Raw genomic sequence first — 13,233 nt, forward strand, 5'->3', positions numbered from 1 at the left:
CTCGCAATCAGAAACGGGTAAAGCCGGACGGATGAGCGCCCTTGAGGATCTTCAGAGCTGGAACGACCAGCAGTGGCGTACCAATGAGCATTGGTACAATATCAGAGAGGCCGAGATACATAACCGCCCACCAATATGGGAAAATGCCGAGATAGGCCAGGCTGGCCGAAACAGCAGCCACCATCAAAAGACCAACAACAAGGCAGGTTGCCGCAATTTTAATCAGCGTTGCGCGATTGAATGTGGTGGTCTTTGGATCAAACAGCATGCCCGGGATCAAGCCAGTCAGACCGACCATGATGCCATCGATGATAAGCGAATGCGCAGGAATGAATGTTCCAGCAAGCAACGACCAGATAACGGTGCCGAGATAACCGCAGATAAAACCGCTTTTACGGCCAAGAAGAATGCCGACGAGCGGCGGAAGGAAAGCGAAGATACGCCACTGGATAACACCAGGCACGAGCTGGATAGGGTTCGCATAGGCCCAGAGAACGCCTGTTGCAGCAGCAGCAACGATTGAAAGAACGATTGGAAACAAAGTGTTTCCATCATTGTGAGTGATGGTGGTGTTGGACATTATCATAATCCCGTAAAGCGCCTCCCGCTTGCAATAAGCAAGAACCATGCCGTTTGGCTGTCGCAGCGAGCGAAAGGAACTTTAAGATGGTAAAAGTGGGGGCTATCCTGTCGGCATATCTGTAGCGCTATGAACAGGCAAAAACACTGCGCTTGCAGTAGAGTCAAGCAGTCTCGCGGTGTTTGACGCAATGAGTCACATTAAATCGGCCTGTTAAAGCAATATTCGATCATTCCCCCACAATTTCGGAAAGCATTTCGACCAATTGCCGTATCTGGTCGGGGCCATTCTCCATATGTCGGATGACGATTTCCATAGGATCAACAGCAGGCAAACCCGCTGCAGCAGGCACAATGCGGTGCACAGGCTGCGCGACACGTGTAGGGAGAAGGCTGACGCCCAATCCTTCTGCAACTGCACTTTGAACACTTGCGAGACTGGAACTGGTAAAAACGACATGCCACGGCCGTCCGATGCGGTCGAGCGCTTCCATCATATCACTGCGGTAAAGGCCATTTGGCGGGAACACGACCAGCGGCAAAGGATCAATATCCGAAACCGGATAGTCCGCACTTTCCAGCCATGACAGTGGTTCAGGCCAGTGCATCGTCCCCACAGTCTCTCCACGTTTCTGCTTGATCATGACAAGATCAAACTCGCCCGTTTCAAAGCCCTTCTGTAGCTCGCGACTTAACCCACTGGTCACTTCCAGCTTCATGTTGGGATGTGTACGCAGGAAAGCTGCGAGCGCCGGCGTCACGAGCCTTGCCGCAAAATCCTCAGCCAATCCAAGTCGGAAAACGGCGGTAAGCGCGTTACCGGTCATGGCTGCAGCCGCCTCATCATGCAAATGCAGCATGCGTCGTGCATAGCCGAGCAGCTTTTCGCCAGCGTCTGTTGGGCGGATATCATGGCGTGCACGCTCCAGAAGAGATTGCTCCGCTGCTTCTTCAAGGCGGAGGATTTTCTGGCTTACAGTCGATTGCGTGGAATGCAACTGTTGTGCGGCGACCGTGAAGCTCCGGCTATCAACAACAGCCACAAAAGCACGCAGGAGATCGAGACTGAATACGTTATTCATAATCTGAATGAATACCAGTTGAACATTTAATTTCTAAATATGACTTATAGCTAGTATTTAATCAATAAATTAGGAGCATGTCTCCCAAAAGTGAGAACCGGTTTTGGGATAAAGACATGCATAAAAACAAAGAACTAAAGCGTACTGGGTGAATACGATAAAACGCTAAACGCTTTAGGAGCACCGCCGATGCGTCAAACGATACTTAGCTTGAGTGCCTTGGCATTGATTGCAGGGACGATAGTCGTGACCGAACCAACTCTGCCGAGCCACCACGCCGCAGCACGCGCGCAAAGCTCGCTCATTGACGCCGCCACAGCGGGCAATCTTCCCGCTGTAAACGATGCCATTAAAGCAGGTGTTGATCTGGACGCGCGTGGCAACCGGGGCGAAACCGCCTTGCTGGCTGCCACCCATGCCAATCATGTCGATGTCGCTCGCTCGCTTATTGAAGCGGGCGCGGACGTCAACGCCAAAGATGCGATCAAGGATAGCCCTTATCTTTATGCGGGCGCACGCGGTCATCTCGAAATCCTGAAACTCACGCTCTCTCACGGGGCTGACCTCAAAAGCACCAATCGCTATGGCGGCACAGCACTGATCCCGGCGTCAGAACGTGGTCATGTGGAAACCGTACGGACGCTGATTGAAGCAGGCGTGAAGGTCGATCACGTCAATAATCTCGGTTGGACCGCTCTTCTCGAAGCCATCATCCTGGGTGATGGTGGGCAGCGTCATGTCGATATCGTGAAATTACTGATTGATGCAGGAGCAGATATAAATCTTGCCGATAATGATGGCGTTTCGCCATTGCAGCATGCACGTCAGCGCGGCTTTGCGCCCATGGTGGCGATGCTGGAAAAGGCTGGCGCGAAATGAGTATGAACAGCGCATTTCTTGATCAGGCAATTGCGCTTGCGTTTGAAAATGTCGAGCAAGGCGGACGCCCATTCGGTGCAGTCGTCGTAAAAGACGAAAAGGTCATCGCCACGGGCGTCAACCGCATGCAGGCAGATTGCGATCCAACTGCCCATGCCGAATTACTGGCATTGCGCGCAGCAGGCAAAATATTGCAGTCCCCGCGTCTCGACGGTTGCAGTGTTTATGCAAGCGGCCAGCCCTGCCCCATGTGTTTTGCTGCCATGCGCATGTCAGGTGTTACCGAAATCGTGTTCGCCTACTCAAACGATCAGGCTGCCCCCTACAATCTCTCGACGGCAAAAATTGCCGAAGAGCTTTCCAGGCCTATAAGCGAGCAAACGGGCATCAAGGTTGAGCATTGCTCCCCTGACGATGGCGAACGGCTCTATCGCACATGGCAGAAAAAAGAACAGTCAAAGCGCTAGATAAAATGCATCCCACCACAACCGCGCCAGCTGGCAAACAGGCCAGTTCAGTCGCTCTTATAATACTCGTCGTCTTGATCGGCCTTAATCTCCGGCCTTTCCTCACGGCACCGGGGCCCGTTCTCACGGATATCGCGAACGATACCGGAATGGGCTTTGGCGCGCTGTCATTGCTCACGTTTTTACCAATGTTATTGATGGGGCTTGGTGCCTTTGTCGCGCCACGCATTCAATCATTGATCGGCACGCGCCGAAGCATGTTCGCAGCACTCGTGATACTCGCCGCCGGTTCGGTCTTGCGCGGTTTCGTACCCAACGGTTTCTCATTGGTGCTTACCGCCGTCCTCTGCGGTGCAGGCGTTGCTATGATTCAAGCAATCATGCCCGGGCTCATCAAAGCGAAATTTCCTGCAAGTATTGCAGCCGTTACAGGCCTTTATTCAGCAATGATTATGGGCGGCGGGGCGCTTGGTGCCCGTTTGACACCTTGGCTGGCAGGTTCGGAACACAATTGGCGCCTTGCGCTCGCAGTTCTCGCAATTCCTGCAGTCGTGGCTTTGTTCGCAGCAATACCAATCCTGAGTGAAACGGCCTCATCCGGTTCGAAATCGGGTATAACGATCAAACTTCTTCGACGCCCACGTACATGGGTTTTGATGGCGGCCTTCGGACTGGTGAATGCAGGTTACTCATCAATGGTAGCCTGGCTTGCACCTTATTATCAGTCGCTCGGTGTCGAAGCTTCCGCGACGGGCAATCTGGTGGCGATCATGGCAATTGCTCAGGCGCTCTCGGCCTTCGGCCTTCCACTTCTTGCACGACGCAGTATCGACCGTCGGCCCTGGCTTTTTCTGACATTGGCTATGCAGGGCTTAGGATTTGCAGGCCTCGCCTTCGCCCCGCAGCTTTCTCCACCGTTCTGGTCTGCTATCTGTGGAGCTGGTCTTGGCGGCAGTTTTGCACTCGCGATGATAACGTCGCTCGACCACCTTCCAAAACCGGAAGAAGCTGGCGCACTGGCGGCCATGATGCAAGGCGGCGGCTTTCTGATTGCCGCCCTCGGCCCGATTGCAACAGCTTTCCTGCACAATCTGACTGGCAGCTTTGCTTCAGGCTGGATTATGCATCTTGTTCTGGTTGCAAGTATCTGCCCGCTTTATCTGAGCTTCAATCCGCGACACTATGCACGTGTGATGAGTTTCGTAATGGCTACTGAAAACAGCACACAATAGCGTTACCTGACCCATTTCATGGATCAAAGCCGGTGTTTTGCGCGAAATTTTGGAGTAGATGCCTTGCTGACCTTACCAATCCGGATAAGGTTGGCAGAATTCTTTCGTTTATTCGCAGCGCAACGCTCTGTCGCTCGTCACCCATATAATTGGTCGATGAAATGAAGCATGAAACGGTCGTCAAAGAAGGGACATTCGTAGCACCGGATGGCCTTCCCAAGCCACGTATCTACTGGGCTTGGGCAACGCTCATGGTGGGGCTTACCCTTGCCGTGATTGATGGCACCATCGCCAATGTTGCACTTCCGACCATCGCTGCCGACTTTTCTGCGGGACCGGCCGCATCGATCTGGATCGTCAATGGTTATCAGCTGGCAATCGTCATCACACTTCTGCCTTTAGCGGCATTGGGTGAAATTTACGGCTACCGGCGCGTCTATCTTATAGGCGTATCATTGTTCACGCTTGCCTCGATCGCCTGCGTGTTTTCCCGTTCCCTGGAAGCACTCACAATAGCGCGCGTCATTCAGGGCTTTGGCGCAGCGGGCCTGATGAGCGTCAACACTGCATTGTTGCGCTATACGGTTCCGCAGGCCAAATTCGGCACGGCCATTGGCCTCAACGCACTCTTTGTTGCAGTTTCCTCGACCATCGGCCCAACACTTGCCGGGATCATCCTGCATTCACTGAGTTGGCCGTGGCTTTTCGTGATAAACATTCCGCTTGGAGTGCTGGCTGTCGCGATGGGCCTCAAAAGCCTACCAGACAATGAGCGCTCGTCACGCCGTTTCGACTATCTGAGTGCAGTTCTCAGTGCGCTCGCGCTCGGATTGCTGGTAACGGTGATCGATAGTGCAGGCAATGGCGTCGATGCTGGCTGGCTTTTACTGCAAGCTGCGGCCTGCGTGTTCGCTGCAACCTGGCTTATCCGCCGCTCGCTTCGCACCAGCGATCCGCTATTACCGCTCGATCTGTTACGGATTCCCGTTTTCAGCCTGTCGCTTTGCACATCCATCATGTCATTTCTGGCGCAGATGATGGCCTTCATCTCTCTGCCATTCCTGTTTCAGAGCGTTTACGGCTTCACACCCATTGAAGTCGGCTTCCTGATAATGCCATGGCCAATTGCACTGGCTATCATCGCCCCGCTATCCGGTAAACTTTCAGATAAATACTCGCCCGCAACACTTGGTCTTGTTGGATTGATTATCTTTGCGACAGGCCTGGCTCTGGTTGGCCTTTTGCCGGAACAACCGACAATTCAGGATATCTGTTGGCGCATGGCGATTTGTGGCATCGGATTTGGCTTCTTCCAGGCACCGAACAACCGCATGATCATAACCTCTGCTCCTCGCGCCAGAAGTGGCGCTGCAAGTGGTATGCTCGGAACTGCAAGATTGATGGGACAGTCGCTCGGCGCGGCCTTTGTTGCCTTCCTGCTAGCCCATTGGGGGATCGCTAATATCCCCAACATCTTGCTCATTGCTGCGGGCTTTGCCGCATTCGCCTCCATCATCAGCATTGCGCGGCGCAAGCGTTAACGACTGAATGGATCAGCCTGTGAATCTTTGTAAATATCTTAGTCGAAACATCAAATTCCCTGTTGCAATCCTGAAATCATTAGTCCATATAGCGCGTGCCTAACGGAAACGACTTCTCTCAGAGAAGACTGGCGCGAGCGGGTGTAGCTCAGGGGTAGAGCACAACCTTGCCAAGGTTGGGGTCGAGGGTTCGAATCCCTTCGCCCGCTCCAGTTTTCCGAGGCTTTCCAGAACAGTACAGAGAATTAACGCCTCCGAGCGCGTTTCTATCTTTGGAAATTTTATTCGCAATACGCAAAACCTGCGCTGCGTCCGAAGATTTCCGCCAACCTCATTTAGGCCTTTCCCATGATCCGTAGTATCTGTTTGTTAATCGTCGGCATCGGCGCGCTCATTCAGGGCATTTTAAAACTGGGATATCCGGCTCAGGCAGTTGAAAAATCGGGCTGGCTCTATCAGCAGTTTGGTGATCAGGGTGTCGCCTTCGGAATGATAATTCTTGGTGTAGTTGCTTTCATCATCGGTGCTATAATGTTCAATAACAGCTGGATCAAAGCTATTCGCGAACGCACGCAGCGTTGAACTTTCAAATCATTGTTGAAAAATCGAAAGTATCAGCGGGCGAGACATGCCCGCTGTATTATTTCAGCATCCAGCGAACGACTAAAAGCGGGTCAACGCTTAAGCGTCATCTGCAGGTTCATCAGCACCAGATTTGATATCTCAGCATGAATATCTTTGCGCGCTCTGCCGGTCTCTTCACAGATCGGATCAACTTCTCCAACTGAATCGAGAAACTCAGTCGCTCCTTCCTTACACTCAGGCAAGAAGCTGAAATGGTCTGAATCTTTGACTGTGACATAGGTGCTGTTTGGAACGAGTGCCGCCAAATGGTCCGCTTGAACCGCGGTTGGAATATCTCCTTCGCTGCCCAGATTGATAAAGCTCATTGGAATTTTGATTTCCTCGAGACTCTGAGCCACATAGGCTTGAGCCAGACCCGGATCGATCATCACAGCAGCCTTGATGCGCTGATCGAGATTTGACTGTTCAAAACGTGCCTTGTCGACACGACGCAGATCAAGCTTTTCAACATTCACCGCTTCATCATCGGCATAGCCCCGACCGCCCGCATACCAGGCGCAATCCCATTTCGTGTAAGTGTCGCAATAGCGCGCATATGCTTCCAGATTGACCCGAGCACCGGCAATTTCCATTGCAGTTGAGCCGCCAAGCGAAAATCCGACAACGCCGATACGATCTGCATCTATATGATCCTCCCAGTTTGAGTTGCCGGTCAGATAATCGATGACGGTCGAGAGATCCTGTGTACGCTCCCAAAGCTTTGGTGTTTCAGCAGGCAAGGAGTCACCAGAAGTCGTGCCGGGATGATTGGGGCCTGCAACAATAAAGCCAGCCTTTGCAAGCTCTACGGCAAGCCAACCCGCCGCCTCGGCGCGACCACCCGAGCCATGCGAAAGCATGATGAGCGGAAACCGCCCGTTACCGAGCGGCGCGTCTTTTGATGCCGCACTGCCTTTAAATATCCTGTTATCACCGAACAGTACGGCAGCCCCCGCACCCGTCGCAGGATACCAGAGTGTCACAGCGAGATTTTTCCCGCGCGCTTGTGATGGCACTTCAACTGTGCGGACACCCACATCAGCAGCAAAAGCATTGGAAGCGGCAAGCGTTGTGCCAATAGCAAAGGCTGAAAACAACAGATTAAAGCGGCTCATCGTGTATCTCCATATTTCATACGATGAGCCATGCTTTCCAGAGAACGTATTATCTGGCGTTCTAAATCACGATTCAGGTCGTTCAGAATCGCGATATAGATCAATGATCGGCAACATATCGCCCATCAGATTGCGAGACCGCTTTTGATTTTCGTTCCTTTGCCCTTTGTCGTTGCGCTTTTGCTGCTCATCCTTCTGGTAGTGATGTGGCGTCGTCAGGAGAATGCTGCCTCCAATCACCCATTCCAATTGCTGATCGTATTGTGTGCGGCGCAATCCGTGGCCGTGGGCCTTCGCTGGGGCTATGGGCTGGCAGAAGTTCGCTATTTGCTTCCCATTATCGCGAGCTGCCTGCCTCCACTCGTATATGTAAGTTTTCGGAGCCTGATACGTGGAGACAGCAAGGTTCGAACCCGTCATATCTGGTATGTTGCAGCTTTTCCGGTTGTGACTACAGCCATCCTGCTGACTGTTCCCGTTCTCTTGGATGCTGGCCTTATTGTTCTGTTTGTGGGATATGCACTCGCACTTCTCTATCTTGGCAGAACCGGCCCAGACGGGCTTGACGATGCGCGTTTCGACAGCGCGATTTCGGCGCATCGCGCGCTTATTATTGCTGCAGTATCGCTTTGCCTGTCGGCCTTTTTTGACCTGGCCGTTTTGATGGACTTTGAATGGACGAATGGTAAAAACGCAGCGCTGATCGTCAGCAACGCCAATCTGCTCGGGCTGCTTTTCGTGGGCCTGACAGCGATGGTTGCAAGCCGCGCAAAACCTTCTGCACCCGTTCCGCTTGAAGAAAGCGAAAACGAGGCCCGCAACGAGCAGGATCGGGATAGTCTCGCGCGTGTAGAACATGTCCTCATTCAGAACCGGCTGTATCTGGACGAGAATTTGACTCTTATAAGGCTTGCGCGAAAAGTGGGCCTGCCAGCGCGCCAGATTTCGAGCTCCATAAACCGGATTACCGGTAAAAACGTATCCCAATACATCAATGATTATCGCATCACTGAAGCCTGTCGACTGCTGCAAGAAACTACACTGCCCGTTACGACGATAATGTTTGAATCAGGGTTTCAGACCAAATCCAATTTCAATCGGGAATTTCGGCGTGTCACCTCGTTAAGTCCTGCAACTTGGCGCGACCAACAGGGAGCAGCATGATAGAAAATGTGGGATATCAATAATATTTTCTTAGGGTTGCTCACAAAGTTCTGCCCCGCGAATTGCGAAGCAGAACTTTGTCAGCTCTTTAACCGAAAATAGTTTTACCGCCGGAGAAACCGCCGCCCGGCACGGAGATTCTACCCACCCGATTTGGTCCTACTGCCAACTGGATCTTGGTGCCCTGTTCCTGCTTCACTGTAGTTGATGTATCAACCTGACCGCTGGTTGGGGCTGCGGCGAAGGCTGCACTGGCAGTCATCAATGAACCGGCTGCAAATAACAAAATAGTCTTCATCTTTTCCTCCGATACTGGCAAAGGCCAGAAAGCACCATGAACCAAAATACAAGGGGATCATGCTGGCGCTGCTTCACAATCCAGCATGACACTAATCGGAGGGGATAGATCGGCACATACGTCAGATGTCGTATTTCGTCATAGCTGGAGGCTAGAGCACTTCCAGTTCATAATAAATCATAAGAAACTCTCTATCTTTTTGGTTTTACACATGTTTTTATCAAAAAGCCGCTGCACATTTTTGGGAGACATGCTTTAGTATGATTTAGAAATGAAGTACCAGCCCCAGTATCGGTCCTTTTTGCACCACATCGTAAACGAAACCATCGTGACTATAGTCGACACCAAGCGCACGATAGCCTGCAACGGCAGATAGATTGTCCCTGAACTGATATCCGAGTGTTCCGGCAACATCCCAATCCATTTTTGCCTGCCCCGCACCCACGATGCCCCAACCACTGAAGTAAAGATCATTCGTCAGGAAGTACTTACCGCGTATTCCGGCAACGGCATCGACCCATGCAGCGCTGTCACGCCCGCTGTGCCCGTCCAATAATCCACCATCAAAAGAGATTTCCGTACTCGCGTACCAGACGCGCGCGCCTGCCACTACATCCAGCCGGCTTCTCCCTTCTTCTAGAAGACTATAACCTCCGCCGAAAAAGCCGGAAAACGTCTCGGATTTAATATCGACGCTGTTGCTCAACACACCGTAAGGGGTCTGACCACCTGTCGATATTTTGGTATAAATGATATCGCTGAACAGACTATAACGATCATAGTGCCCTTCAATGACACCCATGAACGAGAAGTCGAGTTCTTTGAAGAGGCTCCCGAAGTCAGATTTCATTTTTGCGGGTGGCAACCCAAATTGGCCCGCAGTGCCACTGATACCGGCTGCCCAGAAATATGGGCTTGCACTAAAGCGCCATCCATCCGGTTTGATCTCTTGCCTTACAGGCTCCGAGACAGTGGATGCCGACGGAATATCAGCAGCGACGGCCATATGCTGACAGCCGATCAAAGCAGTCAGCGCAATCGCGAAAAATCTATAGTGATACATTGTCCCCCCGAAATTCCGCTTCGGTGATCAGTTGAGGGAAAGGGCTGTCATTGCATTTGCTCTGAGAGCGCCCGCTCCTCAACAGCGCAATCGACAGACGGTCTGCTCGCGGCTTCCAGTTCTTTGCGCGCTGCCTGAACATCAGCAAGGAATTCGGGATTGCTGTGCAGTTTAGCAACTGTCGCTGCGCCCATAATGCGTCCCGCATCAACATCGCTTTGCCAGTGCGCATTACAGATCACCCGGCTTTGTCCAAACGACAATCCGCGCTTGAACAGATCATCGGCGCGCTTTGGATTGACTTCTGCCAATGTGAGCGCCCATGCCCATCCTGCAGCTGTGTGTCCCGACGGATAGGAGCCATCCTGACGCAACACAGCTTCCTCATCTGGCTGGCATGTGCCTTCGTTGTGCACGACGAAAGGGCGGGTTCTGTTATACTTGTTCTTGATGCCATAGGTGGAAAGCCCTGCATCGGTAAGAACTCGCTGCATCAAATTGTAAAGATGCGGGGTCTTCTCTTCACTAATATCAACGCCCATGGCGCAGGAGAAATTCTTCGCAGGCTGTGGGAACTGCAAATCAGCATCCGTCCGCGCCTGATCCCAACGTGCTTTTCCGCGGAGCGCAATGGTAGCCTCTCTTGCAGCCTCATCACGTGCCAGTGCCGCACTTCCTTCCGCTGGAGGTGAACCAAGCAAAACAAGACTGTTGGGAAGCTCACTCGGTTGCAGATAGCCCGGTGCGAGATGAAAATGCGGATCCGTTACCTTCGGGCCAACGGCATTGTCGGCCAGAGCGAAACTCGCTACTTGGCCAGACAATACGACAGAGCTGATCAAGACCACCCGAGAAATGTTCGAAAACATTCCAGTTCTCCTCAAAATGGGATTCAGGCTGTTTACTGGCGGGCGTCAGTCATACTTCCACAGATAGCGGACGGATAAACGGACACCTCATCACTGCATAAACACAAGTGGAGGAGCGGCCAAAACCCACATCCCATGGGACAAGACCGCTTCGCCAGGCATTCAGCCGATGTGACTTAGTTCAAACGCGGCTTGGCCTCGGGAAACTTCCACTCGCCGCTAACAACGGATTGATCTGGACGATAAAGTCTTACGGTGTAGTTCCAGCCTTCAACAACGGGCAGGCAGTTTGGAATTTTGCCGTCACAACCACCAAATTGCGCAGTCACCGACCCGTCAGCATTTTTCTTTGCGGTGATACTATTGAGCGAATAGGCACTATACTCATTCTTTTCGAAGAAGCCTTTGGCGTTATAAACGCTGATCGACCAGAAGGCCTGCACAGGCACATTCTTTGGCACATCCAGCGTATAGACAGTCTTTCCATCATTTTTCTCAGGCGTAAAACTCGGATACATCGCATCCTTTTCCGGAATGCCACCCCATCCAGAGGCTGTACCAATCAGATGCCGGATCGGATCGACGTGACCACGGGCTCCAAAAGAACCGTTATAAGACGTCTGATGCTTTGCTAATGAGAGCAGCGCATTACGGATGTCGGTCAGGCTTTCGTCATCCCAGTTTGGCAGATCAAGTTTGCCTGAATCCTTCTGGCTGACCTTGATGGCATCCTGAAGCTTATGGACCTCGTCAAGATCCTTTGGATCATTGGGGTCAACAAGTGTGCGAACGGCGACGAAAGCATATCTGCTACCAACCGATTCCTGCGTCAGCGTAACCGGCTTCGTGCCATATGCGACAATGGGTAGGTAGTGATCCTGATCGACGACCATCATCGACATATAGCGCTTGCCCGTATCAGGCAGAGAGAGCGTTACCGGCCCAGCAGCAAGATCAAATACGGCAAATGAATAAAGCGTATCGCGGTTCATACGGATGACGGTCTGCTTATCGATCGCCACAGGTTCCCGAGAATGCTTGAACTGGCCCAGTTTGCCTATGTCCTTAACATTGGCTGCAAGGTAATGATCGGTCTCAGCGCGGACAAAATTGTCAACGGTGACTGGTATCTTGCTGTCTGAGGTCTCAGCATACGCTCCTCCGACCCAAACAGCCGAGGCGACGGCAAGACTGATCCCAACCGAACGGAACATGGAATACCTCTTCATTCAATCAAACTAACAACCACGGTGTCCCTCCACAGGATGCGGCAGGGATCAATCCAAACACCGTCAGCGGATCATTCCTTGATCAGCTGACAAGTTCATCCAGATCGCTTCTAGCATTCGCGAATTTCCAGTCTTGCCATTTCGTGCCATTTTCCGTTTGGCGTTTCCGTTTCGCCTATTCGGGGAACATAAGGGTCAGGGTCGTACGCAGTCCCCACTCTGGAGTACCGGCAGGACCATCGGCGTAGTAGCGCCCGCCCACCTGAAGGCTCATAGCCTGATCATTCACCTTGAAAACCTGAGTAGCGCCCAAGTTAATTGGCACCAACCACTGTCTGGCCTCCCAGTCATAGGTTGAATCGACACTGAGCGACATCGATCTTCCCTGGCCAAAATTATAGGAAACAAACGGCTGCAACAGACTGGCACTCACATCTTGCCGGCCCGAAGGACCAGCAACAGACCAAACATGATTACCCAATGCGCCGACCGTCCACGCTTTTTCCTGAACAAGCGCTACCGCTGTCGGACCAAGCCCGAATTTGCCACTACCAAGATATTCATCGGTGGCCGTAGGAAGAAGAAACACCGGACCGACGCCCCATATCAAACCACCGGGCCCCGGTTTTGTGGGAGACAGAAAAAAGCTGGCATTTATATCGCCTAAACCGGAAACGCTGCCACCGGGCATATAATCCCGATAAGCGATTGGTATGATCGTGCGCGATATAAGATTCCACTCATCGTTTAAACTGAATGGAATAACAGGCTGAATGTTGAGGCCGTAGGCAAAGCCGTCTTTGTTCGGGCCTGCCTTGAAATCAAAATTATTTTGCAAGGGAACGCTGATCAGGCTGGCGAGAGGATTGGCTAGCTGTTGCGACAGATCATCAGCAGAAGATTCGGACCATGCCAAACCAGTATTAAAGGTTATAAAGCCGGTGATCGAGATAATCATGGCACATGACCGCTTAAGCCCCTTGAACAGACCATTCATGAACTTCATTCCCCCGTAAACAAATACTGAAATTGTCTTACATCAGCAAAAAGATGCCATTCCGCAGAGCGTGATCTGGCCAATGCTAACGGCA

At 52.1% G+C, this 13,233-nt stretch carries 14 protein-coding genes and 1 tRNA gene; 7 read left to right on the forward strand and 8 right to left on the reverse strand.

Translation table 11 applies throughout. The annotated features are described in order from the left end of the window. Positions 1 to 7: 7 nt before the first annotated feature. Positions 8 to 580, reverse strand: coding sequence for an aminotriazole resistance protein (locus C9380_RS15380; protein ID WP_100558008.1), 573 nt, complete (start codon positions 578 to 580; stop codon positions 8 to 10). Positions 581 to 809: 229 nt separating this feature from the next. Beyond that, positions 810 to 1,661, reverse strand: a complete 852-nt coding sequence (locus C9380_RS15385) for a LysR family transcriptional regulator (RefSeq protein ID WP_128093942.1) — start codon at positions 1,659 to 1,661, stop codon at positions 810 to 812. Between the two features lie 189 nt (positions 1,662 to 1,850). Here C9380_RS15385 and C9380_RS15390 point away from each other — a divergent pair, with 189 nt between their 5' ends. The 6 genes from C9380_RS15390 (at position 1,851) to C9380_RS15415 (ending at position 6,362) form a co-directional block, all read left to right on the forward strand. Next, entirely contained in the window at positions 1,851 to 2,540 is a 690-nt protein-coding gene (locus C9380_RS15390; RefSeq protein WP_128093943.1) for an ankyrin repeat domain-containing protein, read from the forward strand. After that, positions 2,537 to 3,007: a nucleoside deaminase gene (locus C9380_RS15395; RefSeq protein ID WP_128093944.1), complete on the forward strand. Its 471-nt coding sequence runs from the start codon at positions 2,537 to 2,539 to the stop codon at positions 3,005 to 3,007. The genes C9380_RS15390 and C9380_RS15395 overlap by 4 nt, the downstream gene beginning before the upstream one ends. A 5-nt stretch (positions 3,008 to 3,012) precedes the next feature. Continuing rightward, positions 3,013 to 4,239 carry a cyanate transporter gene (locus C9380_RS15400; RefSeq protein WP_128093945.1) on the forward strand — a complete coding sequence of 409 codons (1,227 nt, stop codon included), beginning with the start codon at positions 3,013 to 3,015 and terminating at the stop codon, positions 4,237 to 4,239. Between the two features lie 161 nt (positions 4,240 to 4,400). Further along, complete coding sequence (locus C9380_RS15405) at positions 4,401 to 5,780, forward strand: MFS transporter (RefSeq protein ID WP_100558009.1); 1,380 nt, start codon at positions 4,401 to 4,403, stop codon at positions 5,778 to 5,780. A 137-nt stretch (positions 5,781 to 5,917) separates the two neighbouring features. Next, positions 5,918 to 5,992: transfer RNA gene (locus C9380_RS15410), tRNA-Gly, on the forward strand. Positions 5,993 to 6,128: 136 nt separating this feature from the next. After that, on the forward strand, positions 6,129 to 6,362 hold the full coding sequence (locus tag C9380_RS15415) for a hypothetical protein (RefSeq protein WP_210249770.1): 234 nt from the start codon (positions 6,129 to 6,131) through the stop codon (positions 6,360 to 6,362). A 92-nt stretch (positions 6,363 to 6,454) separates the two neighbouring features. Here C9380_RS15415 and C9380_RS15420 read toward each other — a convergent pair whose 3' ends face one another. After that, a complete protein-coding gene (locus C9380_RS15420; protein WP_100557109.1) occupies positions 6,455 to 7,519 on the reverse strand; it encodes an alpha/beta hydrolase family protein in 1,065 nt (354 codons plus the stop codon). A 144-nt stretch (positions 7,520 to 7,663) separates the two neighbouring features. Here C9380_RS15420 and C9380_RS15425 point away from each other — a divergent pair, with 144 nt between their 5' ends. Continuing rightward, the gene (locus C9380_RS15425) at positions 7,664 to 8,683 is read left to right on the forward strand and encodes a helix-turn-helix domain-containing protein (RefSeq protein WP_128093946.1); all 1,020 of its coding nucleotides are present in this window, start codon (positions 7,664 to 7,666) and stop codon (positions 8,681 to 8,683) included. Positions 8,684 to 8,771: 88 nt separating this feature from the next. On the opposite strand, the gene C9380_RS15430 is transcribed toward C9380_RS15425, so the two are convergent. The 5 genes from C9380_RS15430 to C9380_RS15450 form a co-directional block, all read right to left on the reverse strand. Beyond that, positions 8,772 to 8,981, reverse strand: a complete 210-nt coding sequence (locus C9380_RS15430; protein ID WP_100557111.1) for a hypothetical protein — start codon at positions 8,979 to 8,981, stop codon at positions 8,772 to 8,774. Positions 8,982 to 9,246: 265 nt separating this feature from the next. Further along, the gene (locus tag C9380_RS15435; protein ID WP_128093947.1) at positions 9,247 to 10,044 is read right to left on the reverse strand and encodes a hypothetical protein; all 798 of its coding nucleotides are present in this window, start codon (positions 10,042 to 10,044) and stop codon (positions 9,247 to 9,249) included. Positions 10,045 to 10,091: 47 nt separating this feature from the next. Then, a complete protein-coding gene (locus tag C9380_RS15440; RefSeq protein ID WP_105534648.1) occupies positions 10,092 to 10,913 on the reverse strand; it encodes an acid phosphatase in 822 nt (273 codons plus the stop codon). A 176-nt stretch (positions 10,914 to 11,089) separates the two neighbouring features. Beyond that, on the reverse strand, positions 11,090 to 12,127 hold the full coding sequence (locus tag C9380_RS15445) for a DUF1254 domain-containing protein (protein WP_247877606.1): 1,038 nt from the start codon (positions 12,125 to 12,127) through the stop codon (positions 11,090 to 11,092). Positions 12,128 to 12,317: 190 nt separating this feature from the next. Beyond that, positions 12,318 to 13,139 (reverse strand): transporter, encoded by an 822-nt coding sequence (locus tag C9380_RS15450; protein ID WP_247877607.1) that lies wholly within the window; start codon positions 13,137 to 13,139, stop codon positions 12,318 to 12,320. Between the last annotated feature and the right edge of the window lie 94 nt (positions 13,140 to 13,233).

This window comes from Brucella pituitosa (assembly GCF_003049685.1).
In the GTDB taxonomy this organism is placed as follows: domain Bacteria; phylum Pseudomonadota; class Alphaproteobacteria; order Rhizobiales; family Rhizobiaceae; genus Brucella; species Brucella pituitosa.